At 71.6% G+C, this 24,597-nt stretch carries 23 protein-coding genes; 9 read left to right on the top strand and 14 right to left on the bottom strand.

Going from position 1 to position 24,597, the window contains the following annotated elements; all coding sequences use genetic code 11:
- Positions 1 to 50 precede the first annotated feature (50 nt).
- The 8 genes from OHA37_RS15450 to OHA37_RS15415 form a co-directional block, all read right to left on the bottom strand.
- A complete protein-coding gene (locus tag OHA37_RS15450; protein WP_266905570.1) occupies positions 51 to 461 on the bottom strand; it encodes a VOC family protein in 411 nt (136 codons plus the stop codon).
- A 62-nt stretch (positions 462 to 523) separates the two neighbouring features.
- On the bottom strand, positions 524 to 1,027 hold the full coding sequence (locus tag OHA37_RS15445; protein ID WP_266905568.1) for a PhzA/PhzB family protein: 504 nt from the start codon (positions 1,025 to 1,027) through the stop codon (positions 524 to 526).
- A gap of 22 nt (positions 1,028 to 1,049) precedes the next feature.
- The gene (gene asnB / locus OHA37_RS15440; RefSeq protein ID WP_266905566.1) at positions 1,050 to 2,888 is read right to left on the bottom strand and encodes an asparagine synthase (glutamine-hydrolyzing); all 1,839 of its coding nucleotides are present in this window, start codon (positions 2,886 to 2,888) and stop codon (positions 1,050 to 1,052) included.
- A gap of 44 nt (positions 2,889 to 2,932) precedes the next feature.
- Positions 2,933 to 3,553, bottom strand: coding sequence for a phenazine biosynthesis FMN-dependent oxidase PhzG (gene phzG / locus OHA37_RS15435; RefSeq protein ID WP_266905564.1), 621 nt, complete (start codon positions 3,551 to 3,553; stop codon positions 2,933 to 2,935).
- Positions 3,550 to 3,897: a hypothetical protein gene (locus OHA37_RS15430; protein ID WP_266905562.1), complete on the bottom strand. Its 348-nt coding sequence runs from the start codon at positions 3,895 to 3,897 to the stop codon at positions 3,550 to 3,552. Before OHA37_RS15430 ends, phzG begins: the two co-directional genes overlap by 4 nt.
- On the bottom strand, positions 3,894 to 5,798 hold the full coding sequence (locus tag OHA37_RS15425) for an anthranilate synthase family protein (protein WP_266905560.1): 1,905 nt from the start codon (positions 5,796 to 5,798) through the stop codon (positions 3,894 to 3,896). Before OHA37_RS15425 ends, OHA37_RS15430 begins: the two co-directional genes overlap by 4 nt.
- Positions 5,795 to 6,418: an isochorismatase family protein gene (locus OHA37_RS15420; protein WP_266905558.1), complete on the bottom strand. Its 624-nt coding sequence runs from the start codon at positions 6,416 to 6,418 to the stop codon at positions 5,795 to 5,797. The genes OHA37_RS15425 and OHA37_RS15420 overlap by 4 nt, the downstream gene beginning before the upstream one ends.
- Positions 6,419 to 6,604: 186 nt before the next feature.
- Complete coding sequence (locus OHA37_RS15415) at positions 6,605 to 7,273, bottom strand: YybH family protein (RefSeq protein WP_266905556.1); 669 nt, start codon at positions 7,271 to 7,273, stop codon at positions 6,605 to 6,607.
- 529 nt (positions 7,274 to 7,802) lie between these two features.
- Here OHA37_RS15415 and OHA37_RS15410 point away from each other — a divergent pair.
- Positions 7,803 to 8,201, top strand: a complete 399-nt coding sequence (locus OHA37_RS15410; protein WP_266905554.1) for a DUF6193 family natural product biosynthesis protein — start codon at positions 7,803 to 7,805, stop codon at positions 8,199 to 8,201.
- 82 nt (positions 8,202 to 8,283) lie between these two features.
- Here OHA37_RS15410 and rarD read toward each other — a convergent pair whose 3' ends face one another.
- From rarD to OHA37_RS15380, 6 genes are all read right to left on the bottom strand, one after another.
- Positions 8,284 to 9,267, bottom strand: coding sequence for an EamA family transporter RarD (gene rarD / locus OHA37_RS15405; RefSeq protein ID WP_266905552.1), 984 nt, complete (start codon positions 9,265 to 9,267; stop codon positions 8,284 to 8,286).
- Between the two features lie 220 nt (positions 9,268 to 9,487).
- Positions 9,488 to 10,555, bottom strand: a complete 1,068-nt coding sequence (locus OHA37_RS15400; RefSeq protein ID WP_266905550.1) for a 2-oxoacid:ferredoxin oxidoreductase subunit beta — start codon at positions 10,553 to 10,555, stop codon at positions 9,488 to 9,490.
- Positions 10,548 to 12,551 (bottom strand): 2-oxoacid:acceptor oxidoreductase subunit alpha, encoded by a 2,004-nt coding sequence (locus OHA37_RS15395; protein WP_266905548.1) that lies wholly within the window; start codon positions 12,549 to 12,551, stop codon positions 10,548 to 10,550. The genes OHA37_RS15400 and OHA37_RS15395 overlap by 8 nt, the downstream gene beginning before the upstream one ends.
- Positions 12,552 to 12,694: 143 nt before the next feature.
- Positions 12,695 to 13,354: a response regulator transcription factor gene (locus OHA37_RS15390; protein WP_308313410.1), complete on the bottom strand. Its 660-nt coding sequence runs from the start codon at positions 13,352 to 13,354 to the stop codon at positions 12,695 to 12,697.
- A gap of 289 nt (positions 13,355 to 13,643) precedes the next feature.
- On the bottom strand, positions 13,644 to 14,942 hold the full coding sequence (locus OHA37_RS15385; RefSeq protein ID WP_266905545.1) for a sensor histidine kinase: 1,299 nt from the start codon (positions 14,940 to 14,942) through the stop codon (positions 13,644 to 13,646).
- A gap of 841 nt (positions 14,943 to 15,783) precedes the next feature.
- Entirely contained in the window at positions 15,784 to 16,977 is a 1,194-nt protein-coding gene (locus OHA37_RS15380; protein WP_266905543.1) for a sensor histidine kinase, read from the bottom strand.
- 155 nt (positions 16,978 to 17,132) lie between these two features.
- Here OHA37_RS15380 and OHA37_RS15375 point away from each other — a divergent pair, with 155 nt between their 5' ends.
- The 8 genes from OHA37_RS15375 to OHA37_RS15340 are packed head-to-tail and all read left to right on the top strand — an operon-like array spanning position 17,133 to position 24,596.
- Positions 17,133 to 17,540: an NADH-quinone oxidoreductase subunit A gene (locus tag OHA37_RS15375; RefSeq protein ID WP_266905541.1), complete on the top strand. Its 408-nt coding sequence runs from the start codon at positions 17,133 to 17,135 to the stop codon at positions 17,538 to 17,540.
- Entirely contained in the window at positions 17,531 to 18,148 is a 618-nt protein-coding gene (locus tag OHA37_RS15370) for an NADH-quinone oxidoreductase subunit B (protein WP_266905539.1), read from the top strand. The genes OHA37_RS15375 and OHA37_RS15370 overlap by 10 nt, the downstream gene beginning before the upstream one ends.
- Positions 18,145 to 19,965 carry an NADH-quinone oxidoreductase subunit C gene (locus OHA37_RS15365; protein ID WP_266905538.1) on the top strand — a complete coding sequence of 607 codons (1,821 nt, stop codon included), beginning with the start codon at positions 18,145 to 18,147 and terminating at the stop codon, positions 19,963 to 19,965. The genes OHA37_RS15370 and OHA37_RS15365 overlap by 4 nt, the downstream gene beginning before the upstream one ends.
- A complete protein-coding gene (locus tag OHA37_RS15360) occupies positions 19,962 to 20,930 on the top strand; it encodes a complex I subunit 1/NuoH family protein (RefSeq protein ID WP_266905536.1) in 969 nt (322 codons plus the stop codon). Before OHA37_RS15365 ends, OHA37_RS15360 begins: the two co-directional genes overlap by 4 nt.
- Entirely contained in the window at positions 20,931 to 21,560 is a 630-nt protein-coding gene (locus OHA37_RS15355) for a NuoI/complex I 23 kDa subunit family protein (protein ID WP_266905534.1), read from the top strand.
- Entirely contained in the window at positions 21,557 to 22,162 is a 606-nt protein-coding gene (locus tag OHA37_RS15350) for an NADH-quinone oxidoreductase subunit J family protein (protein WP_266905533.1), read from the top strand. Before OHA37_RS15355 ends, OHA37_RS15350 begins: the two co-directional genes overlap by 4 nt.
- Entirely contained in the window at positions 22,162 to 22,542 is a 381-nt protein-coding gene (nuoK, locus tag OHA37_RS15345; protein WP_266905531.1) for an NADH-quinone oxidoreductase subunit NuoK, read from the top strand. The genes OHA37_RS15350 and nuoK overlap by 1 nt, the downstream gene beginning before the upstream one ends.
- Complete coding sequence (locus OHA37_RS15340; RefSeq protein WP_266905529.1) at positions 22,539 to 24,596, top strand: NADH-quinone oxidoreductase subunit 5 family protein; 2,058 nt, start codon at positions 22,539 to 22,541, stop codon at positions 24,594 to 24,596. The genes nuoK and OHA37_RS15340 overlap by 4 nt, the downstream gene beginning before the upstream one ends.
- Position 24,597: the final 1 nt, after the last annotated feature.

Genomic DNA, 24,597 nt, shown 5'->3' with positions numbered 1-24,597 from the left:
GTGCGGGGCGGAGCCGTCGGACGGCCCCGCCCCGCACCCCGGCGGTCCGGTCAGGACCGGCCCTGGGTGATGTTGAACATCCAGGTGATCCCGAACTTGTCGACGAGGGTGCCCGCCTCGTCGCCCCAGCTCTGCTGCTTGAGGGGCATCACCACGGTGCCGCCGGCGGCGAGCTTCTCGAAGTACTCGCGGAGGCGGGCGTCGTCGCCGCCGAGGTAGAGCGCGACGTTGGTGCCCGGGTTGAAGGGGACCCGCTCCGGGACGTCCCACGCCATCACCGTGAAACCGTCCGCGGTGCTGAGCGTGGCGTGCATGATCTTGTCGGCATCGGGCGACTCCGGATTGCCGAAGTCACCGAACGTCCCCAGCTCCAGCTTTCCGCCGAGGATGTCGTGGTAGAACTCCAGCGCCTGCCGGGCATCCCCGTCGAAGGCGATGTAGGGGTTGAGCTGAGATCCCATCGGATTCTCCTTGTCGTGAGTGTGGGCGGCCCGAATCCGGCAAGGGGGCCGAAGGCGACGGCCTAGGTGGGGATGCCGCCGCGGTTGACCTTCGGCACCTCGATGCCCAGCGCTCGCAGCTGCTGGAGCGGGTTCATGAACTCGCGGTTCTGCTTGATCTTTCCGTCTTCGAGCAGGAACGAGTGGATGAAGTGGTTCGTGTAGTGGCCGGGCTCGTATTCGGGGTAGAGGATCTGGCCCTCCCCGTCGCACTCGACCCAGAACTGGTTGGGGTCCTGCGTCTCGAAGATCTGGACGTTCGACCATTCCCAGTCGGGGAACATGCGCAGCGACCACTCGCCGTGCGCCTTGAGCTTCTCGTGCCCCTGGGAGGTGATCGGCTGCCCCGTGTCGCTGGTCCACAGGCCGGCGCTGCCGTCCTCGGCGAAGAGCAGGTAGCGCGTCTTGCGGGTCTCGCCCTTGCGGCTCATGTAGTCGGCCACGACGGCACGGTGCCGGGCGCGCAGGTCGGAGTCGGTCTCGGAGTCGGTCTCGAGCCCCTCGGGCCGAGCGTGGTTCGTTCCCATCTCGATTTCCTCAATTCCCGTGTCAGAGGCGCAGTTCGGGGCGGTAGATGTCCAGCCAGGTGCTCAGGTCGAGCACGCGCTCCATGCCGTTGCGGACGTCGAGCGGCATGTTGGCCGAGTCCTGCTGGACGATGTCCTGCAGCCAGCTGCGGTCGACCATGTCGAAGACCGGGTCGTCGGTCGTCAGCAGTTCCTTGGACTGCTGCAGCAGCGCGCTCGTGTACTGCGGGTCCAGCGTCGCCGGGTAGGGGGCCTTCGTCCGCTCCAGCACCGACTGGGGCAGCAGGTCGGCGGTCGCGGCGCGCAGCAGGCTCTTCTCCCGGCCGTCGAAGGTCTTCATCGACCACGGCGCGTTGTAGACGTACTCCACGAGCCGGTGGTCGCAGAACGGGACCCGGACCTCCAGCCCGACCGCCATGCTGATCCGGTCCTTGCGCTCCAGGAGCATCCGCACGAAACGGGTCAGGTGCAGGTGGCTCATCGTGCGCATGGTCATCTCGTGGTCGCTCTCGCCCTCCGCCCGCTCGACCTCCCCGACCGCGGCGGAGTACTGGTCGGCGATGTACGTCGGCAGGTCGAGGGCGGCGGTGATGCCCGGGTTGAACCGGTCGGACACCTGGGCCTTGGCACCGCTGACGAAGACCGCCATCCAGGGGAAGGTCTTCGCGGCCTGGACCTCCGGCTGGTGGAACCACCGGTACCCGCCGAAGACCTCGTCCGCGGACTCCCCGGACAGGGCCACCGTGGAGTGCTGGCGAATGGCCTGGAACAGCAGGTAGAGCGAGGTGTCCATGTCGCCGAGGCTGAGCGGACTGTCCCGCGCGGTGATGACCTTCCGCCGGATGTCCGGGTCGGCGATCGAGGCGTGGTCGAGCACGATCGACTGGTGCTGCGTTCCGGCGCGGGCGGCCACCTCCCGGGCGTAGGGGGCGTCCGTCGTGCCGCGCAGCTCGTCGGCGACGAAGTCGTCCGCCCGTCCGACGAAGTCGACGTCGAAGCTGCGCACCTTCTCGCCGGACTCGCCGAGCTTGGCGGCGGCCAGCGCGGTGATCACGCTGGAGTCCAGACCGCCGGAGAGCAGGGTGCACCGCGGTACGTCGGAGACGACCTGGCGGTTCACGATGTCCTCGAGCAGGTCCCGCACGTTGCCGATGGTGGTCTTCAGGTCATCGGTGTGCTGCCGGGTGGGCAGCGTCCAGTAGCGGCGCTCGCGCAGGCCGGCGCGGTCCACGATGACGATGCCCCCCGGCACCACCTCGCGCATCCCGACCCACAGCGAGCTTCCCGGCGTCTGGGTGAAGCTGACCAGCTCCCGCAGCCCGGCGAGGTCGACCGCCCGCTCCGACAGCGAGTTGGCGAGGATCGCCTTCGGCTCGGAGCCGAACAGCACCCCGTCCTCGGTCTCGTAGAAGTAGAGGGGCTTGACGCCCATCCGGTCGCGGATCAGGACGAGCTTCTCGACGCGGGAGTCCCAGATGGCGAAGGCGTAGATGCCGTTGAGCCGGTCGGCGAGGGCCTCGCCCCACTCGACGTAGCCGTTGAGCACCACCTCGGTGTCGCTGTCGGTCCGGAAGCGGTGGCCGCGGCGCACCAGCTCGGCCCGCAGCTCCTTGAAGTTGTAGACCTCACCGCTGTAGGTGATCGACACCGGCCCGTTGTCGGTCGGCACCACCATGGGCTGGGCGCCGCCCTCCAGGTCGATGACCGACAGCCGCCGGTGCCCGAAGGCCGCGTGCCGCTCGATCCAGGCGCCGCCGGCGTCCGGTCCCCGGCAGGCCATGGTCTGCGTCATCGCGTCCAGCTGGGTGCGCTGCTGCTCCAGATCACGGTCGAACGAGATCCAGCCCGTAATTCCACACATCGGCTTGCCTTTCTCTCACTTGGTCTAAGGGGTTCGGAGCACGGTCAAGGTTGGAGCCGGTCCGTACGCCAGCCGGAGCCGTCGCGCTCGTAGCGCAGCCTCCGGTGCAGCCGGTCCGCCTGGTCGGCCTGCCAGAACTCGACCGAGGCCGGCTCCAGCAGGTAGCCCAGCCAGCGGTCCGGGCGGGTCAGTGCGGTGCCGCTCCGGGCCAGTTCCCTGGCCCGCTCGCGCAGCTCGTCCTCGTCCGGCAGCAGTGCGCTCTGGTACGAGGCCACCGACATCGGGTGCGCGGCGGCGGGCCGGGCGGCCCACAGGGCGTCGGACTCCTCGTCGGGCAGCGGGCGGGCCGGGCCGCTCACGCTCACCTGGCGGCCGGCCTCGCGCCAGTAGAAGACGCCCGACGCCCAGCCCGTCTCGTCGAAGTCCCGGGCCTTGCGGCTGTCGGAGTGGCTGGCGAACACCAGCCCCGTACCGCGTACCGAGAGCACCTGCACGATCCGGTTGGAGGCGCGGCCGCGGGCATCGGCGGTGGCCAGGGCCAGTGCGCCCGGTTCGCGTACGGCGTTCGCGACGGCGCTGTCGAACCAGGTCCGCAGCAGGTCCATCGGCTCGGCGGGCGGGGCGGTGAACTCATCGGCCGTCAGGGGCCGGGCCGGGGCGCTCACGAGGCGTTCCCGGCGGTCTCGAAGGCCAGGCCGCGCTCGGACGTCGCACCCGAGTGGAGGCCCTCGACGATCGCCTCGACCGCGGTCATCATCCGGTCGGTCGGCGGGTACCCGATGAGCTCGGTGGCCCGGTTCGGGGGCATCGGCTGCGTCAGGTCGGCGTCGGAGTCCCACAGCATCACCGCGCCCCACCGGTTCAGCTGCCGGTCGGAGATCCAGAACTTCAGTCGCATGCCGCGGACCTCGGTCCACGGGTCCACTCCCTCGTCGCGCAGGTAGACGCGCAAGGAGTCGATGGTCTGGTGGGACCCGGAGAGGTCCCACCAGGAGACGGCGGCCTTCATACCTTCACCACCTCCGCGGCTTCCAGCAGGGGGACGAGGAGCTCGGTCAGGACGCGCTCGCTGTCCTGGGTGAGCACGGATTCGAGGTGGAACTGCACGGATCCGAAGTGCGCTCCGCGCAGGGCGTGCACCTCTCCCGTGCGGGGGTCGAGGCTCACCTTCACCTCGCCGACGCCGGGGCACTCCAGGTGCTCGGCCCGCGACCGGGCCTCGTAGGAGTTGTAGAAGCCGACCCGCTCCCGCGAGCCGAACAGGTCGATCTCGCGCTGGGTGCCCTGGTTCGGGACGTCCCGGCGCCTCAGGTCGAGCCCGAGGTGCCGGGACAGCAGCTGATGGCTCAGGCACACGGCCAGGAAGGGGATGCGCCGGGAGAGCAACTCCTCGATCGCCGAGGTGAGATGGGCCATCCGGCGGTCGCCGGCCTCCCGCGGGTCGCCGGGTCCCGGGCCCATGACGACGAGGTCGTGGTCGTCGAAGCGGTGGGCCGCGTCGAAGGCGGCGAGCTCGACGGTCAGTCCGATGGCGCTCAGCTGGTGGGCCAGCATCGAGCTGAAGGTGTCCTCGGCATCGATGATCAGGGCCCGGCGGCCGGCGAGCATCGGGTGGGGCCGCGCCCGCGATTCGGCGTCGCTGAGCCAGAAGCGCGCGATCGTCTCGTTGCGGCTCCCCAGGGCCTTCTGGATCAGCGGGTCCTCGACGAGCCGGTTCGCGGCGCCCAGCGCCGCGAGCACGCCCGCGGCCTTGGTACGGGTCTCCGCGACCTCGGCGCCGGCGTCGGAGTGCCGGACCAGGGTCGCGCCCACCCCGACCTCCACGTGGGCGCTGTCGTCGGCGTCCGAGGCACGGATGTCGGCGGTGCGGATGAGGATGGCCGAGTCCAGGGTGCGCGCGCCGTCGGCGTCGCGGCCGATGAGGGCCGCGATTCCGCCGTAGTACCCGCGGCCGCGCGGCTCGTAGCGGGCTATCACCCGGCAGGCGTTCTCCAGCGGGCTGCCGGTCACCGTCGGGGCGAACATCGTTTCCCGCAGGATGTCCCGGGGGTCGAGGTCGCTGCGCCCCTCGATGACGTACTCGGTGTGCGCGAGGTGCGCCATCTCCCGCAGGAACGGTCCCCTCACCCGGCCGCCGCCCCGGCAGACCCGGGCCATCATCTTGAGTTCCTCGTCCAGCACCATGTACAGCTCGTCGGTCTCCTTGCCGTCGGTGAGGAACTCCATGACCTCCGAGCGGACCGGTCCGGTGGGCGGGTAGCGGTAGGTGCCGCTGATCGGGGTCATCGCCGCGACGCCGTCCCGCAGGCTGACGTGGCGCTCGGGAGTGGCGCCCACGAAGGTCCGCGTGCCGGTGTGCACGATGAAGGTCCAGTAGGCGCCGCTCTCCCGGGTGAGCAGCCGGCGGAACAGGCTGAGCGCGCTGCGCGTCGAGTACCCGGTGATGGTGGTGACGAACGAGCGCTTGATGACGAAGTTGGAGCCCTCGCCGGTGCCGATCTCGTTGTCGAGGACCGCGCGGACCGTGTCGGCGTAGGCCTCGTCCTCGGTGTCGAAATGCCCGCCGTCCAGGGTGATCGGCTCGTCCGGCAGGGATCTCAGCGCCTGCGACGTGGCGATCTGCCCCTGGTCGGTCACCGACATCGCGATCAGCGGTGAGCCGTCCGCGGCGGCGATGAAGCCGCGCTCGGTGATCTGCTGGTGGGGCACCAGGACCAGCGCCTCGTGCCGGGGCCCGCCGGGCCGCCCGCTCCCGTCGGCGAGCGGGATGTCGGCCAGCCGGGCCGGCGTACCGATCTCGCCCAGCAGGATCTCCACGCGGTCCGCGCCCAGCGACTCGGGGCGGTGCAGCAGGGCGAAGGGACCCGGATCGGAGCCCAGCACGTGTTCGAGCAGCTGCGTCGGGTTCATCGGAAGACCTCCTCGGTGGTGGTGACCACCGAGCAGCGGGCGGCCGCGTAGTCGAGGGCCAGCTGGTGGTACTCGGCGGAGAAGTCACCGACGGCGTCGGCGACCAGGAACGGCTGGATGTCGTTGGTGAACGCCTCCAGGGCTGTCGCCAGCACGCCGACGTGCGCGTACACCCCGCAGACGATCAGCTGATCGCGGCCCTGGGCGCGCATCCGGGCCAGCAGGTCCGAGCGGAAGAACGCGCTGTAGCGCCACTTGGTGAGCACCTGGTCCGCGGGCCGCGGCGCGAGTTCCGTGACGATCTGACGATCGACGGGGTCCACCCTCATGCCCGGACCCCAGAAGTCCTTGAGCAGCCCGCGTTCCCCGTCGGTCATGCCTCCGGGTTGCGCGGTGTAGAACACCGGCACCCCGAGGGCGGCGCAGCGCTCCCGCAGGAGCGCGCAGTGGCGTACCAGCGGATCGCGGATCTCCGCGGGAAACGGTGCGAGGAAGTAGCGCTGCATATCGTGCACGAGCAGGGCCGCTCGGTCGGGGTCGGGTTTCCACGGGGCCTTGCTGGCGGGCAGTTCGGCCGCCGTCGGCAGCTGGTATGACGAGATCGGGGCTATGCCCGGCACGGTTCCCCCTCGGGTTGATTGAGTGGTGGCCGGCCACCCATGGGGATGGTCAGATCCCCCATGGGTGGGCGGAATTTCCTCACCCTGCTTGCTTTTCGGTGCGGTGGATAAAGCGCGCGATGCGCGGGAAGAATTCACCGGCCGGCGGGCTGAGCAGAAAAGGCCGAGACCGCTGAGATGCCCGGATCAGTGGTGGGAGGCAGCCGCCGGCGTGCCCCCGCCGTGGGGCGGGTACGGGTTGTCCAGGACGTACAGCCACGTGCCGTCCAGCTGCTCTTCCACGGTGTCGCAGAAGTTGCCGGTGAAGCTCACGCGGGTGCCGTCCGTCCCGGCCTGCTCCAGGCTGTAGTCGCCCATGATGGACGCCGTGCGCTGGCGCACCACGCCGTCCCAGCCGCGCCATCCCCCCGTCGCCACGGTCTGGCGGGCGTTGACGGTGAGCACCGGGTTCAGGTTGAACCACCCGACGTAGAAGGTCCTGATGGCGGCGTGGCCCCTGATGACCGAGAGGTCCCAGTCGACGATCGCCGCTTCGGGCTCGTGCAGGGCGATGATGCCCTCGATGTCCTTGGCCTTGATCCGCTCGCCCAGGAGCTGGAGCAGCTGTTCGGGGGTTCGCGCGACCGGCCGCGGGTTGAAGATGCCGCCCGCCTGGCCCGCGGAGTCGGCCGGAGCCTCGGTGGCCGCCGGGGCCTCGGTGGCCGCGGGAGCCGCGGCGGCTGCCGGCGTCTCGGCGACGGCCGACGTGCTCGAGGCGGCCGCCTGGGCCTGGATGAGGCTGGGCCCTGCGATGCTCCCGACCGTCAGCGCGATGGCGGCGGCGGCGAGCGGAAGCGTGTGCTTGATTATGCTCATTTCATCTCCTCAAATTGGAGATGGCAATGGGTTAATGCAATTCGGTTGCGGAATTGGGTCTTTCGGCTGGCCCTCATTCGCCATCCCCCCCTTCGATGACTTCATATAACCGTCAGGAACTTGGGGTTGTCAACGAGGCTAAAAATGCCTATGTCGCTGGTGTGCAATTAAGTGCGGCCGGGGCGGGAAGCCGGTCCGGCCGGATCGGGAAGTGGAATATCGGCCGGGCCGTAATGACCTGCGGCGATCGCTCGTCTCGGAACTCGGCCGGCGGGATGCGGCCGAGGGGGCGGAGGTGACCGACGCAATAAAGGGAAACCTGGATTCCGCCGGACCGTACGGCCGTGCGGCCGGTGTGGGCGGGGCGGCCGGAGGCGGGAGGCGTACGGGCCGGGAGTCGGCGTCGCGCCCCTGGAGGACGGCCTGGTCGGCAAGAGCATGACAGTCCGTCAAGACCTCAACCCGGTCAGACCCGTTCGGAAAGCGTACGGAGCCGCTCACAGGGCCGGTACAAGAGCACACTGGGGGGATGAACGTGAACGAAGAGACCCGTGCGGCGGTCGTCGAAGCGCAGTGGATCGACAGGCGGCGGACATGGGCGGACGGCCTGGAGCGCCTCGGGCCCAAGGTCTGGCGCCTCGGCACCATCGCGGTGCTGGAGGCGGCCCACGCGCACCCGCTGCTGCGGCAGCTGTACCCGTACACGAGCCATTGCCACGTGCACTTCAGCAGCACGACCCGCTTCCCCTACGAGGTGGCGGTCCCCTTCGTGATCCCGCTGCCCGACGGGCGGTTCCGCGTCGTGCGGCGCGATCCCTTCGGGGAGGTCGGCGAGGTCGCCACGGCCGGGGAGGCCGTGGACCTGGTGGCCGCGCACGCACCGCCGAGCCTCCGGCTCGCCACGACGGGGCTGCCGATGGACGCGTAGGCCGGGGCGGGGGTACGGCCGACAGGGGTGGACATGCGGACGGGCGCGTCCGAAGACGCGCCCGTCGATGCTCCGAGCGGTGTTACGCGGTCTCGCGCTCCGGGGTCGGAAGGGGGCTCGGGACGGGGCTCGGGACCGAGCTCGGCAGGTGCGCCGACAGGGCATCCAGGCGCAGGGCCCGGGAGCGCCGAGCGGTGCGCAGGGCGTCCCAGGTGAGGATCGACAGGGCGACCCAGACCAGGGAGAAGCCGGCCCAGCGGGCGGGCGGCATGGCCTCGTGGAAGTAGAGGACGCCGAGCCCGAACTGGAAGACCGGGGCCATGTACTGGAGCAGCCCGAGGGTGGACAGCGGGACCCGGATCGCGGCCGCGCCGAAGCAGATCAGCGGGATCGCGGTGACCAGACCGGCCGAGGCCAGCAGGGCGGCGTGCCCCGGGCCCTGGGCGGTGAAGGTGGACTCGCCCCGCGAGCCGAGCCACAGCAGGTAGCCGAGGGCGGGCAGGAACATGATCACGGTCTCGGCGGTCAGCGACTCCAGGCCGCCCATGCCGAGCTGCTTCTTGATCAGCCCGTACAGGGCGAAGGAGACGGCCAGGATCAGCGAGATCCACGGCGGCCGCCCGTACCCGACGGCGAGGACCAGTACGGCGGTGACGGCGATCCCGACCGCCGCCCACTGCGTGCGGCGCAGGCGCTCGCCGAGGACCAGGACGCCGAGGGCGATGGTGACCAGGGGGTTGATGAAGTAGCCGAGGCTCGCCTCGACGACCGCGCCGTTGTTGACCGCCCAGATGTAGACGCCCCAGTTCACGGTGACCAGGGCGGCGGCCACCGCGGTGAGGGCGAGCTTGCGCGGCTGGCGCAGCAGCTCCGCCATCCATCCCCAGCGCCGCAGAACCAGCAGCGCCAGACCGACCACGGCCAGGGACCACACCATGCGGTGGGCGAGGATCTCGATCGCCCCGGCGGGCTGGAGGAGCGGCCAGAAGAGGGGCACGATCCCCCACATTCCGTACGAGGCGAAGCCGTAGAGCAACCCCGTGCGCTGGTCGTTCTGTGCCTTCACGGGACCTCCAGAGCTACTTCAAGCCAACCTGACGACGGTAGCGCCGCACGCGCCGAAAGTCATTAGTGTCTGGCGAGATGCTCATGACACTTGGGTGGCCGCCCGGCGGCCGGGACGCGACGAAGCCCGGACCCTCCCTGCGGGTCCGGGCTTCGGTGAGCTGCGGTGGGCCGCGGCGGATGCCTCAGCCGATGTCTCGGCCGATGCCTCAGCCGATGTCTCAGCCCACGACGGTCCAGGTGTCGTTCCCGCTCAGCAGCGCGCCCAGGTCGCCCTTGCCGCTGCGGTCCACGGCCGTCTCCAGCTGGTCGGCCATGAGCGTGTCGTAGACGGGCCGCCGCACGTTGCGGAACACCCCGATGGGCGTCTGGTGCAGCGTGTCGGGGTCGGCCAGCCGGGACAGCGCGAACGCGTTGGTCGGGGAGGCCGAGGAGGCGTCGTGGACCAGGATCCGGGACTCGTTCTCGGGGGTCACGGTCACGACCTCCAGGTCGCCGGTGGCCACGTTGCGCACGACGCCCTTGGCGCCGTCCACGCCGAAGCGGATCGGCTGCCCCTGTTCGAGGCGGATCACGGCCTCCTGGGCCTGCTCGTGGTCCTTGAGGACCTCGAAGGCGCCGTCGTTGAAGATGTTGCAGTTCTGGTAGATCTCCACCAGCGCCGTGCCCTCGTGGGCGGCCGCCGCGCGCAGCACCTCGGTGAGGTGCTTGCGGTCGGAGTCGACCGTACGGGCCACGAAGGAGGCCTCCGCGCCGATCGCCAGCGAGACCGGGTTGAAGGGCGCGTCGAGCGAGCCCATCGGGGTCGACTTGGTGATCTTGCCGACCTCGGAGGTGGGGGAGTACTGCCCCTTGGTCAGCCCGTAGATCCGGTTGTTGAACAGCAGGATCTTGAGGTTGACGTTGCGCCGCAGGGCGTGGATCAGGTGGTTTCCGCCGATGGAGAGCGCGTCCCCGTCACCGGTGACCACCCACACCGACAGGTCGCGGCGCGAGGTGGCGAGCCCCGTGGCGATCGCCGGGGCGCGGCCGTGGATCGAGTGCATCCCGTACGTGTCCATGTAGTACGGGAAGCGCGAGGAGCAGCCGATGCCCGAGACGAAGACGATGTTCTCCTTCGCCAGCCCCAGCTCCGGCATGAAGCCCTGGACGGCGGCGAGGACCGCGTAGTCGCCGCAGCCGGGGCACCAGCGGACCTCCTGGTCCGACTTGAAGTCCTTCATCGACTGCTTGGCGGCCGCCTTGGGCACCAGCGAGAGCAGGGCGGGGCTGTCGGTCACCTCAGTCATTGATGGCCTCCTTGAGATGGTTGGCGAGCTGCTCGGCCTTGAACGGCATGCCGTTCACCTGGTTGTACGACTGTGCGTCGACCAGGTACTTCGCCCTCAGGAGGGTCGCGAGCTGCCCGAGGTTCATCTCCGGCACCACTACCTTGTCGTAACGCTTCAGGACCTCGCCCAGATTCCTCGGGAAGGGGTTGAGGTGGCGCAGGTGGGCCTGCGCGATGGGGAGCCCGGCGATCCGCAGCCGGCGTACGGCGGCCGTGATCGGCCCGTACGTCGAGCCCCAGCCGATGACCAGGGTCCGCGCGCCGTCCGGGTCGTCGACCTCCAGGTCGGGGACCGTGATGCCGTCGATCTTGGCCTGGCGGGTGCGGACCATCAACTCGTGGTTGGCCGGGTCGTACGAGATGTTGCCCGTGCCGTCCTGCTTCTCGATGCCGCCGATCCGGTGCTCCAGCCCCGGCGTGCCCGGGACCGCCCAGGGGCGGGCCAGGGTCTGCGGATCGCGCTTGTACGGCCAGAAGACCTCGGTGCCGTCCGCGAGCTCGTGGTTGGGGCCGGCGGCGAACTGCACCTTCAGGTCCGGCAGGTCCGCCACGTCCGGGATCCGCCAGGGCTCGGAGCCGTTGGCGAGGTACCCGTCGGAGAGCAGGAACACCGGGGTCCGGTAGGTCAGCGCGATCCGGGCCGCTTCCAGCGCCGCGTCGAAGCAGTCCGCCGGGGTGCGCGGGGCCACGATCGGCACCGGGGCCTCGCCGTTGCGCCCGTACATGGCCTGCAGCAGGTCGGCCTGCTCCGTCTTGGTCGGCAGACCCGTGGAGGGGCCGCCGCGCTGGATGTCCACGATCAGCAGCGGCAGCTCCAGGGAGACCGCGAGGCCGATCGTCTCGGACTTCAGGGCCACGCCCGGGCCGGAGGTGGTGGTCACGCCCAGCGCGCCGCCGAAGGCCGCGCCCAGCGCCGCGCCGATGCCGGCGATCTCGTCCTCGGCCTGGAAGGTGCGTACGCCGAAGTTCTTGTGCTTCGACAGCTCGTGCAGGATGTCCGAGGCCGGGGTGATCGGGTACGAGCCCAGGTAGATCGGCAGATCGGCCTGCTGGCCCGCCGCGATCAGCCCGTAGGACAGGGCGAGGTTCCCGGAGATGTTGCGGTAGGTGCCGGCCGGGAAGGCGCGGGTGGCCGGGGCCACCTCGTAGGAGACGGCGAAGTCCTCGGTGGTCTCGCCGAAGTTCCAGCCCGCCCGGAAGGCGGTGACGTTCGCCTCCGCGATCTGGGGCTTCTTCGCGAACTTCTGCCGCAGGAAGGTCTCGGTGCCCTCGGTGGGCCGGTGGTACATCCAGGACAGCAGCCCGAGCGCGAACATGTTCTTGCTGCGCTCGGCCTCCTTGCGGGAGAGCCCGAAGTCCTTGAGCGCCTCGACGGTGAGGGTGGTCAGCGGCACCGGGTGGACGTTGTAGGCGTCCAGCGAGCCGTCTTCCAGCGGGGAGGTCTCGTAGCCGACCTTCGCCATCGGGCGCTTGGTGAACTCGTCCGTGTTGACGATGATCTCCGCGCCGCGCGGTACGTCCGCGATGTTCGCCTTCAGCGCCGCCGGGTTCATCGCCACCAGGACGTTCGGGGCGTCGCCCGGCGTCAGGATGTCGTGGTCGGCGAAGTGCAGCTGGAAGGACGAGACGCCGGGGAGGGTGCCGGCGGGCGCCCTGATCTCGGCCGGGAAGTTCGGCAGCGTCGAGAGGTCGTTGCCGAAGGAGGCGGTTTCCGAGGTGAAGCGGTCACCGGTGAGCTGCATGCCGTCACCGGAGTCACCCGCGAAGCGGATGATCACCCGATCGAGTCGGCGTACTTCCTTCGTCACGGATTCCCCGGCGTCTCCATCGCGACCGCCGGGGCCTGCGTGATCTGCGGGTTCACCGCTCGGGCCCGGGGGCGTCCGCTGCTCGCCGACGACTGCGCCTTCGGCCCCGTCGGACTGTTCGGCTGGGCTACTGACCTGGCTGGTCACTGAACTGGACCTCCTTCGAGGCGTGAGCACTGCCCACGGTCAACCCTACGTCCGTAGGGATTCCTTCCCGGGGTGCTCATTTTCTGGACCGCCCCTTCGGCGGTCTGTCCGAATCCGGCCTTACCTGACAGAGTGTCAGTTGATCAAGATCTTAGGTAGGTGAGAACGGCCAGCACGCGCCGGTGATCCCCGTCACTGGGTGACAGGCCCAGCTTCATGAAGATGTTGCTGACGTGCTTCTCCACCGCGCCGTCGCTCACCACCAGCTGCTTGGCCACCGCGGAATTGGTCCGCCCCTCGGCCATCAGCCCGAGCACCTCGCGCTCGCGCGGGGTCAGCCCCGCCAGCACGTCCTGCTTGCGGCTGCGGCCGAGCAGCTGCGCCACGACCTCCGGGTCCAGGGCGGTACCGCCCCGGGCCACGCGGACGACGGCGTCGAGGAACTCGCGCACATCGGCCACCCGGTCCTTCAGCAGGTACCCCACCCCGGTACTGGACCCGGCCAGCAGCTCGGTGGCGTACTGCTCCTCCACGTACTGCGACAGCACCAGCACACCTATGCCGGGGTGATCGCGCCGCAGCCGCACGGCCGCCCGCACACCCTCGTCGGTGTGCGTCGGCGGCATCCGCACATCGGCCACCACCACGTCCGGCAGCGCGTTCTCGGCCGCCAGCTCCGCCACCGTCTTGATCAGGGCTTCCGCGTCCCCGACGCCTGCGACGACGTCATGCCCCCGGTCGGTCAGCAACCGGGTCAGGCCCTCACGCAGCAGCACTGAATCCTCGGCGATGACCACCCGCACCCTGTCTTCCACGACTCCGCTGCTCCCGCGTCCGCTCATGCCCCGTGTTCCCTGACTCAGCCAAGCATCCCAGTCTTGAGCCCGGATACAGCCGGAGCGCGATCAACGAGTACCCCGGGAGCGGCTGTTTTCGGCCCTCGGAGCCCCTCTGAGCCACCCGCCCCCGAAAGTCAGGGCTTTGGCCCCCGCTCGGGGCGGGCCGAACGGCACCGACACACGACCGCACGGACACCAGGTGCGGGCATCCGTGCGGTCGTCGATGTCGCCCGTACGGGCCGTTCGGGTCGCCTCAGACGGCCCGCCAGGGGAGTTCGGCGGTGACGGTCGTGCCGCCGCCGGCGGGGGAGTCCACGACGAGCAGCCCGTCCACGGCGTCGAGCCGCTCGGCCAGCCCCGCCAGCCCCGAACCGGCCACGGCGCCGGCCCCGCCGACACCGTCGTCGGCGACCTGGATCAGCAGCCGCTCGCCGGACTTCCACACGTCCACCCCGGCCGTACGGGCCCTCGCGTGCTTGCTCACGTTCTGCAGCAGCTCCGACACCGTGAAGTACGCGATCCCCTCGATCGCCGCTGCCGGCCGCGAGGGCAGCTCCACGGCCACCCGTACCGGCACCGCGCACCGGGAGGCCACCGAGGACAGGGCCGCGTCCAGCCCGCGGTCGGTCAGCACGGCCGGGTGGATCCCGCGGGCCAGGTCCCGCAGCTCCTGTAGGGCGATCTTCACTTCCCCGTGCGCCTCGTCCACCATGCGGGCGGCGGCCTGCGGGTCCTGCGTCAGCTTCTCCTTCGCCATGCCCAGATCCATGGCCAGCGCCACCAGCCGGGCCTGCGCCCCGTCGTGCAGGTCGCGCTCGATGCGCCGCAGATCGGCCGCGGCGGTGTCGACCACGACACCCCGGTCGGACTCCAGTTCGCTGACCCGGTGGTCGAGCCGCGAGGGCCCGAGCAGCCCGCAGACGAGGACCCGGTCCACGGTGGTCAGGGCGCGGACCACCCAGGGGGTGGCGAGCGTGAGGGCGAGCCCGGTCGCGCAGGTCGCCGCGATCGCGAGGGGGGAGTCCAGGTAGAGGGAGTAGTCGTCGTTCTGGAAGACCTGCAGCCCCGGCTGGTCGGTAAAGGCGGGGAACACCCAGAACCAGAGCGGGTAGAGCAGCATGGCCCACCCATAAACCCAGAACGTCAGGGCCACGCAGAAGGCGAACACCGCCCACGGAAAGTGGACGACCGAGTACAGCACGTGCCGCCAGGCGCTCCCGCTCTTGAGCAGTGCCCCCATCCGGGCGATCGCCCCGCTCTTCTTCGCCCGGATCGGCGCGGGCTCGGCGATGTCGTGACGGAGCATCCCGCGCACCCGGGCCCGCTCCACGCGCCCGAACCCGCGGCACATGGCCAGTACACCCGCCAGCACCGGGACTCCGAGGAAGGTGACGAGCAGTCCGGCGCCGAGGCTGACGCCGGTGATGGCGAGCGAGAAGTACAGGGTGCTGAGCGGCAGCCCGAGCATCAGATACCCGAACTCCCGCCAGGTCCGCCCCTCGAAGGGAGCCCGCACCACCCTGCCGATACCGCTGCCTGCGCCGCTACCCATATCGCCAACCCGCCCTTCATCCACTGTGTCCCCCCACCCTCCCGCCAACCCCCCACCCCCAACCATCCGGCAGGTCGGCCTCTCCCGAGGGGGGTTAACCCCACCCCGGGTCCTGCCCCTGGGGCCTGTCCCGGGCCCTGCTCCGGGGCCCTGTCCTTCCCAGCCCCGGCCCCGGCCCGGCCTCGGCACTCGGCGGCCGCTGCGCGGGGGCCAAGTCCCCTCCCCGCCCTTCGCCCGTTCCCTGGGCTCCGCCCAGACCCGAGCCTCAAACGCCGGCGGGGCTGGATCACCCTGCAGGGCGATCCAGCCCCGAGGGCCGGCACGTACGGGTTGGCGCAGCCAAGTTCTCGCCCAAGGGCCTGCACGCGTGGGTCGGCGCAGCCAAGTTCCGGCCCGAGGGGCCGCCCCGTACGGGTCGGCGCAGCCAAGTTCCGGCCCGAGGGCCAGCACCTACGGGCTGGCGTAGCCAATTTCCAGCCCCAACGACCGGCACGTGCAGCCCAGCCCAGCCAAAAACAGCCCCGCCGGCGTTTGAGGCGCGGGGGTCCGGGGGCTGGTCCCCGGGTACGGTGCCGCACCGACCCACGGCGGGCACAGGGTCCGGCCCTAGGGGCAAGCCGACTCAGCCAAAATCAGCCCCGCCGGCGTTTGAGGCGCGGGGGTCCGGGGGCTGGTCCCCGGGTACGGCGCCGCACCGACCCACGGCGGGCACAGGGTCCGGCCCTAGGGGCAAGCCGGCCCAGCCAAGATCAGCCCCGCCGGCGTTTGAGGCGCGGGGACCGGGGTCACGGCGGAGCGGTGCCGCACCACCCGCGGCAGGGCCTCCGGCCGGCGCCAGGCCCTACCGGGCCACCCGCTCCCGCCACGGCAGCTCCGCCGTGACCACGGTCCCCGCGCCCTCGGGCGACTCGACGACCAGCACGCCATCGACCGCGTCGAGCCGCTCACCCAGCCCCGCCAGCCCCGACCCGGCCAGGGCATTCGCGCCGCCCTGCCCGTCGTCCGACACCCGGATCAGCAGCCGCCCGTCGGCGGAGCCACCCGTCCGCCAGACCTCGACCTCCGCGCACCGCGCCCCCGGCCCCGCGTGCTTGCTCACGTTCTGCAGCAGCTCCGAGACCACGAAGTACGCGATCCCCTCGATCGCCTCCGCCGGCCGCGCCGGCAGATCCACCGCCACCTTCACGGGGACCAGGCACCGCGAGGCCACCGAGGACAGCGCCGCGTCCAGCCCCCGGTCGGTCAGCACCGCCGGATGGATCCCGCGCGCGAGGTCCCGCAGTTCCTGGAGGGCGATCTTCACTTCCCCGTGCGCCTCGTCCACCATCGCCGCCGCCCCCTCGGGGTCCTCCAGCAGCTTCTCCTTCGCCAGGCCCAGCCCCATCGCCAGTGCCACCAGCCGGGCCTGCGCCCCGTCGTGCAGGTCGCGCTCGATGCGCCGCAGGTCCGCCGCCGCCGTGTCGACCACGACACCGCGGTCGGATTCCAGCTCGGCGATGCGCCGCTCCAGCTCGTCGGAGGGGGACAGCAGGCCCCGTACCATCGCGCGGTCCACGTTCGCGAGCCCGCGCACCACCCACGGCAGCACCGGCCACAGCACGAACAGCCCGGTCAGCGCCACCGTGAAGGTGGCAATCGCCCACGGCAGCCGGATCAGCTCGAACAGCACGGTCCGCCACGCCACCGGGTCCTTCAGGCTCGCCCACAGCCAGGGGAAGAACCCCCCGGAGCGGCCCGGCCCGGGCATCGGCGTCGGCTCGTCGACCCGTACGCCCAAGAGGTCGCGCGCCCGCGCCCGTTCCAGGCGTCCCAATTGGCGAGACAAGAACAGACCACATGCGAGCAGCGGAAGACCGATCGCGGTCACCGACAGACCGCCCGCGGTCGCCACCATCACCACCGTGAAGACGAAACCGATGAGGGCGGCGGGCAAATTGCTCAGCAGATAGGCGATTTCCTTCCACGTCACGGCATCGAAGGGTGCGCGGACGGGAGGAGGAGCGCCGTCGTCGGGGGTGTGCTTGCTCGCGGTCATGCGCCCACCCTGCCAAGCGCGGAGGTCCGATGCCATGGGGTAGCCGGGCCGAGGTAAACGGGGGATAACCCCACCCCGTGGACCCCAGGCCCTAGACTCCCGTCCGTACCAGATCAACCTGATCGTCGACAGTGGCCGAGGAACGAGGAACGGACGTGCCCGAACCAACGGTATCGACCGTATCCGTGCTCGCCGCGGACTACTTCCGGACGTATTCGGTCGTCGGCCTCCTGGCCGCGCTCGGCGTGCTCTTCGTGGCGGTGGCGTTCGGCGCCAACCGTCTGCTGAGCCCGTCCGTCCCGACCCGCGAGAAGCTGCTGACCTACGAGTGCGGCGTGGACCCGGTCGGCGAGGGCTGGGCGCACACCCAGGTCCGCTACTACGTCTACGCCTTCCTCTACGTCATCTTCGCCGTCGACTCGATCTTCCTCTTCCCCTGGGCGACGGTGTTCGCCGCCGCCGGTTACGGCGCCACGACGCTGGTGGAGATGTTCGTCTTCCTCGGCTTCCTGGCCGTCGGCCTGCTCTACGCGTACAAGAAGGGCGTCCTCGAATGGCTGTGACCCCGGCCGGTACCCCGGCCGTGCCGTCGGAGCCGCAGCTGCTCCCGGAGCCGAAGCGGCTGGGCGTCCTGTCCCGCCTCGCGCCCGAGCCCATGAAGGTGGTCCTCAACTGGGGCCGCCGCTACAGCCTGTGGGTCTTCAACTTCGGCCTCGCCTGCTGCGCGATCGAGTTCATCGCGGCGTCGATGGCCCGGCACGACTTCATCCGGCTCGGCGTCATCCCCTTCGCGCCCGGCCCGCGCCAGGCGGACCTCATGATCGTCTCCGGCACGGTGACGGACAAGATGGCCCCGGCCGTCAAGCGGCTGTACGAGCAGATGCCCGAGCCCAAGTACGTGATCTCCTTCGGCGCCTGCTCCAACTGCGGCGGCCCGTACTGGGACTCGTACTCGGTGACCAAGGGCGTCGACCAGATCATCCCGGTCGACGTCTACGTCCCCGGCTGCCCGCCCCGCCCCGAGGCGCTGCTCCAGGGCATCCTCAAGCTCCAGGAGAAGATCGCCCGCGAATCGCTGGCGGAGCGCTACGCGAACACCCCCGCGCCGTCCCCGGCCCAGCTCACGAGCGGCCTGGTAACTCCTCCCCCCGCTCCCGGGACGGACGCGTGAACCTCTACGACTCCCTCCCCGACGCGGCGGGAACGGTCTTCGGCGAGGAAGCCGTCGGCTCCTTCGCGTACTCCGTCCTCACGGTCGACGTCCCCACTGCGAGCTGGATCCCCGCCCTGGAGATCGCCCGCGACAAGCTGGGCTGCACCTACTTCGACTGGCTGAGCGCGGTCGACGAGCCGGGCACGGGCTTCCGCATCTGCGCGCACGTGGTCTCCCTGGAGAACCACCGCGTACGCCGCCTCCTGCTGCGGACCACCGTCCCGCACTCGGCGCCCTCCCTGCCCTCGGCCGTCTCCGTCTACGCCGGCGCCGAATGGCATGAGCGCGAGACCTGGGAGATGTTCGGGGTCGCGTTCACGGACCACCCGAACCTCGTCCCGCTCCTCCTCCCCGAGAACTTCGAGGGCCACCCGCTGCGCAAGGACTTCGTCCTCGCGGCGCGGGTCGCCAAGGCCTGGCCGGGCGCGAAGGAGCCGGGCGAGGCACACGACCCCGACGCCCCGAAGCGCCGCCAGATGCTCCCGCCGGGCGTACCCGACCCCAACGACTGGGGCCCGATGAAGGGCCAGCTCCCCCCGGCCCCCACCCGCCCCGCCCGCACCCCCCGCGCGGCGGCGGGCGCCCCCGGCGACCGCCCGGCCCGCACCCCGCGCGCAGCGGGCGACCGCCCGGCCCGCACCCCCCGCGAAGCCACCCCGCCCGCGTCCGAAGCCCCGGCACCCCCGTCCGATGCGTCCCCGGCCCGTCCGGTCCGCCGTACCCGCTCGGTAGCGGACGGCTCGGCGAGCCAGTCGGAGGCCCTGTCCACGGGAGCAACCCCGCCCCCGGCGGCAACCACCCCCGCCCAGCCGGAGCCCCCGACGGCCCTGCCCGAAGCCTCGGCAACTTCGGCGGAAGCGTCCCCGGCCCGCCCGGCGCGCCGCTCCCGCTCGGTGGCGGACGGCTCCGCGAGCCAGTCGGAGGCCTTGGCCGCAGGATCGACCCCGGCTTCGGCAGAAGCCACCCCCGCCCGGCCGGTGGCGACGCCGGCCGACGCCGCGGCAACGCCGGCGGAAGCGAGCCCGGCCCCGGCCCGTCCGGTCCGCCGTACCCGCTCGGTGGCGGACGGCTCCGCGAGCCAGGCAGCAGCCCCGGCCGAAGCCGAGGCCGCGCCCACGGCGGAACCACAGGCCCCCGCCCGCCCGGTACGCGGCAGCGCGGACGCCCCCTGGCACAACCCGAAGCCCGCCTTCGACACCCCTACGGCCACTCCGGCCGCTCCGGCCACCCCCGCCGAACCGGCGGACCAGGCCGCTCCGGCCACCCCGGCTGCTCCGGCCGAACCGGCCACCCCGGCTGCTCCGGCCACCCCGGCTGCTCCGGCCGAACCGGCCACCCCGGCTGCTCCGGCCACCCCGGCTGCTCCGGCCGAACCGGCCACCCCGGCTGCTCCGGCCACCCCGGCTGCTCCGGCCGAATCGTCGACCCCGGCCGAACCGGCGACCCCGGCGGCTCCAGCGACCCCGGCGGCTCCGGCCACCCCGGCGGCTCCGGCCACCCCGGCCGAATCGTCGACCCCGGCCGAACCGGCAGCCCCGGCCGAACCGTCGACCCCGGCTGCTCCGGCCACCCCGGAAGCTCCGGCCACGTCGGCGGCTCCGGCCGACCCGACTAGCCCAGCAACTCCGGCCACCCCTGCGGCTCCCGCCACCCCGGCCGCCGCCCCGCCGGGCTCCGCCGGGGCCGGGCAGGAGCCCGATTCCGAGTCCGAGTCCGCCCCCAAGGCGGACCCCGCGGACCCCACCCCCAACGACCCCACCGGAGGCGCCGCGTGAACGACGTCCTCGACGTCGCCCTGCGGCTGATCGTCGTCTTCGCCGTCTTCCTCGTGCTCCCGCTCGTCGTCGGGCAGGCCGAGCACAAGGTGATGGCCCACATGCAGGGCCGCCTCGGCCCCATGTACGCCGGCGGCTTCCACGGCTGGGCCCAGCTCGTCGCCGACGGAGTCAAGTTCGCGCAGAAGGAAGACATCGTCCCGGCCAACGCCGACCGCCGCGTCTTCCAGATCGCCCCCGCCGTCGCGCTCCTCCCGTACCTCCTGGTCCTCCTCGCCATCCCGATCGGCCCCGGCGAGGGCGCCGTCGGCCAGGTCATCGACGCCGGGCTGTTCTTCGCGCTCGCCGTCATGGGCATCGGCGTGCTCGGCTCGCTCATGGCCGGCTGGGCCTCCGCGAACAAGTTCTCCCTCCTCGGAGGCCTCCGCACCGCCGCCCAGCTGCTCGCCTACGAGCTCCCCATGCTGCTCGCGGCGGCCTCGGTCGCCATGGCCGCCGGAACGGTGTCGCTCCCCGGCATCGTCGGCGCCTTCGAGTGGTGGTGGCTGCCCTGGCAGATCGTCGGCGGGCTCGTCTTCTTCACCGCCGGCCTCGCCGAACTCCAGCGGCCCCCCTTCGACATGCCCGTCGCCGACTCCGAGATCATCTTCGGCGCGTACACCGAGTACACCGGCCTGCGCTTCGCGCTGTTCCTGCTCGCCGAGTACGCCGGCATCGTCGTCCTGTGCGCCCTCACCACCGTCCTCTTCCTGGGCGGCTGGCACGGCCCCTTCGGCGGCGACGACTTCGGCTGGGTCTGGACCCTGCTCAAGATCGCCGCGCTCTCCTTCGTGGTGATCTGGCTCCGCGTGAGCTACCCCCGGCTGCGCGAGGACCAGCTCCAGAAGCTCGCCTGGACCGTACTCATCCCGCTCGCGCTCGCCCAGATCGCGCTCACCGGCATCGTGAAGGTGGCGATCCAGTAAATGCCTCCCATCCCCGGCTCCGGCCTCGCCAAGGGCCTGGCCGTCACGCTGCGCACGATGACGAAGCGCTCGCACACCGCCCAGTACCCCGAGGTGCAGCCCGAACTCCCCCCGCGCTCGCGCGGGGTCATCGGCCTGTTCGAGGAGAACTGCACGGTCTGCATGCTGTGCGCACGCGAGTGCCCCGACTGGTGCATCTACATCGACTCCCACAAGGAGACGCTGCCGGCCGCCGCCCCCGGTGGCCGTGAGCGCAGCCGCAACGTCCTCGACCGCTTCGCCATCGACTTCTCCCTCTGCATGTACTGCGGCATCTGCATCGAGGTGTGCCCCTTCGACGCGCTGTTCTGGTCGCCGGAGTTCGAGTACGCCGAGACCGACATCCACGAACTGACCCACGAGCGCGACAAGCTGCGCGAGTGGATGTGGACCGTCCCGGCCCCGCCCGCCCTGGACCCGGCCGCCGAGGAGCCCAAGGAGATCGCGGCAGCCCGCAAGGCCGTGGAGAAGGCGGAGACCGCCGCCGCGGCAGCCGCCGCTGCCGCAGCCGCCGAGGCGAACCCCGACACCACGGCCCAGGCCCAGGCCCAGGCCCCGGCCCCGGCCCCGGCCCCGGAAGGAGACGCGTGATCACCGCAGCCGCCCAAGGCAACGGCTTCCTCTCCCCGACCGGCGTCGAGATCGCCTTCGTCCTCGTCGGCCTCGCCACCCTCGGCGCGGCCGCCGTCACGGTCACCACCAAGCAGCTCGTGCACGCCGCCCTGTGGCTGGTCGTCGCGCTCGGCGGGGTCGCCGTCGAGTACCTGCTCCTGACCGCCGAGTTCATCGCCTGGGTCCAGGTGCTGATCTACCTCGGTTCCGTGGTCGTCCTCCTCCTCTTCGGGCTGATGCTCACCAAGGCCCCCATCGGCCGCTCACCGGACGCCGACTCGGGCAACCGCCCGGTCGCGCTCGGCGTCGCCCTCGTCGCGGCCGCCGCGCTCGTCTGGGTGGTCGTCGACGCCTTCCGCACCACCTGGATCGACCTCGACGGCCCCGCCCAGGGCTCCACCAAGGTCTCGGGAGAGATCCTCTTCCGGCACTGGGTGCTGCCCTTCGAGGCGCTCTCCGTCCTCCTCCTCGCGGCCCTGATCGGCGCCATCGTGCTGTCCCGCAAGGACACGCCCGAGAGCGCGCCCCCCGCCGCCGCGCCCCCCGCCGCTCCCGCCACCGACAAGAAGGGGCAGCGCTGATGCACCTCGCCTACCCCGCCGTGCTGGCGGCGCTCCTCTTCTGCACGGGCCTGTACGGAGTCCTCGCCCGCCGCAACGCCATCCTGGTCCTGATGTCCGTCGAGCTGATGCTCAACGCCGTCAACCTCAACCTGGTGGCCTTCGACGTCTGGCTGCGCGACAGCCTGCACGCCGGCCAGGCCCTCACCCTCTTCACCATCGCCATCGCCGCCGCCGAGATCGGCATCGGCCTCGCGATCGTGCTGATGGTCTACCGCAACCGGGGCACCGCGGACGTGGACCGACTGCGCGACACCGCCGAGGGCCACGAGCCGGCCGGCTCGAACCCGGCCGGCGTGAACCCGGACAGCGCGAACCCTGCGACCGGAGCCGCCGCGTGAGCACCCCGACCCTCGCCGTACTGGTCCCCCTCCTGCCCTTCCTGGGCGCGCTGGCGGGACTGCTGCTCGGCCGCACCGCCCCCGGCTTCGTCAAGCCGCTCGCCGTCCTGCCGACGCTGGCCGCCGCCGTCCTCGCGGTCCTGGTCGCCTTCCGCCAGGCCGGCGGCAAGGCGATCGACACGGCGACCGAGCTGACCCCGACCGGCTCCGTGCCCATCGAGCTCTCGCTCCACCTGGACGGCTTCGCCGTCATGGTGGCCGTCCTCGTGGGCGTCGTCGCCACCTGCGTGCAGATCTACTCGACGGCGTACCTGCGCGAGGACCCGCGCTACCCGTCCTACGCAGCCCTGGTCTCACTGTTCACCTCCGCCATGCTGCTCGTCGTCTACTCCGGCGACCTGATGGTGCTGCTGGTCGGCTGGGAGATCATGGGCATCTGCTCGTACTTCCTGGTCGGCCACTACTGGGAGACCGAGGCGGCCCGCTCCGCCTCCCTGAAGGCCTTCCTCGTCACCAAGCTGGGCGACGTCCCCTTCCTCATCGGCCTGTTCGCGCTCGCCACCGACGCCGGGTCCTTCCGGATCACCAAGATCCTGGGCACCGTCGCCGCGGGCGGGCTCGACCACCCGACGCTCATCGCCCTGCTCCTGCTGGCCGGAGTCGCGGGCAAGTCCGCGCAGTTCCCGCTGCACACCTGGCTTCCGGACGCCATGGCGGGCCCCACCCCGGTCTCCGCGCTGATCCACGCCGCGACGATGGTCGCCGCCGGTGTCTACTTCGTGGCCCGCCTCCTCCCCGTCTTCGCGGCCTCCCGGGCCGCGCTGGTGGTCCTGGCCGTCATGGCGGCCGTGACGATGGTCGGCTCCGCCCTCGCCGCCCTGGCCCAGGACGACATCAAGCGGGTGCTCGCCTACTCCACGATCGGCCAGCTCGGCTACATGACCGGGGCCCTGGCCGTCGGCGACCGCGCGGCCGCCGTCTTCCACCTCCTGTCCCACGGCGCCTTCAAGGCGCTCCTGTTCCTCGGCGCCGGCGTGATCATCCACGCCGCGGGGACGAACTCGCTGGCCGCCATGTCCCGCATGGACGGCCTGGCCAAGCGCATCCCCGACGCCTTCTGGACGATGACGATCGCGCTGCTCGCGCTCGCCGCCTTCCCGCCCTTCGCCGGCTTCTTCTCCAAGGAAGCCGTCCTCGTCGCAGCCGAGCACACCGCCGGCGGCCACTCGGAGTTCGCCCCGAGCGCGGCCGGCTGGGTGGTCCTCGTCGCCGGCGTGCTGACCGCCCTGCTCACCGCCGCCTACGCCACCCGGCTCTGGCTGATGGCCTTCCGCGGCCGGGGCGCTGCCGCCCCCGACCACGGCAAGGAGCCCGTCGCCATGACCGGCGTGCTGTGGCTGCTCGCCGTCCCGTCCGTGGGCTTCGGCCTGCTGGCCGGGCCCCTCTCCGACTTCTTCGACGGCCGCGAGCTCACCCCGTCGCTGACCACCTCGGTCCTCGGCACCGGCGCCGCCGCCGTCGGCGCGGTCCTCACCTACGCCCTGTGGCAGCGCGCCAAGGCCCAGGCCGCCCTGGCCCCGGCCGGCCCCGCCGGAGCGCCCGCCACCGCCGGAGCGCCCGCCACCGCCACGGTGTCCGCCTCCGCCGCGGTGTCCGCGGCCGTCGCCGCCGCCGAGTCCGCCGCGGAGAGCCCCGAAGTCGGCCAGGTCACCCACGACCACCCGGTCGTCTCCACGGCCCCCGCCGCCGACCCCGGCCGCGCGCTGCTCGGCCCGCTGCACCGGCACGCCGCCGTCGGCTTCCACCTCGACGCCGTCTACGACCGCCTGTTCGTCCGCCCCGTCCGAGCCGCCGCAGCCCTCGTACGCTTCCTCGACCGCGAGGTCGTGGACTCGTACGTCCGTGGCGCGGGTCTTGGCCCCCGGCTGCTCGGCGGCCTCGTACGCCGCGCCCAGACCGGCAACGTGCAGAGCTACCTGAGTGCCCTGCTCGCCGGCGCCGTGGTCCTGGCGATCGCCACCGCCGTCCTCGCCAACGTCAACGCCGGATCGTGAG

The sequence above is a fragment of the Streptomyces sp. NBC_00335 genome, from assembly GCF_036127095.1.
In the GTDB taxonomy this organism is placed as follows: Bacteria; Actinomycetota; Actinomycetes; order Streptomycetales; family Streptomycetaceae; genus Streptomyces.
Note: the sequence above shows the minus strand (reverse complement) of the source record. Positions and strands in the feature narration are given on the sequence as shown.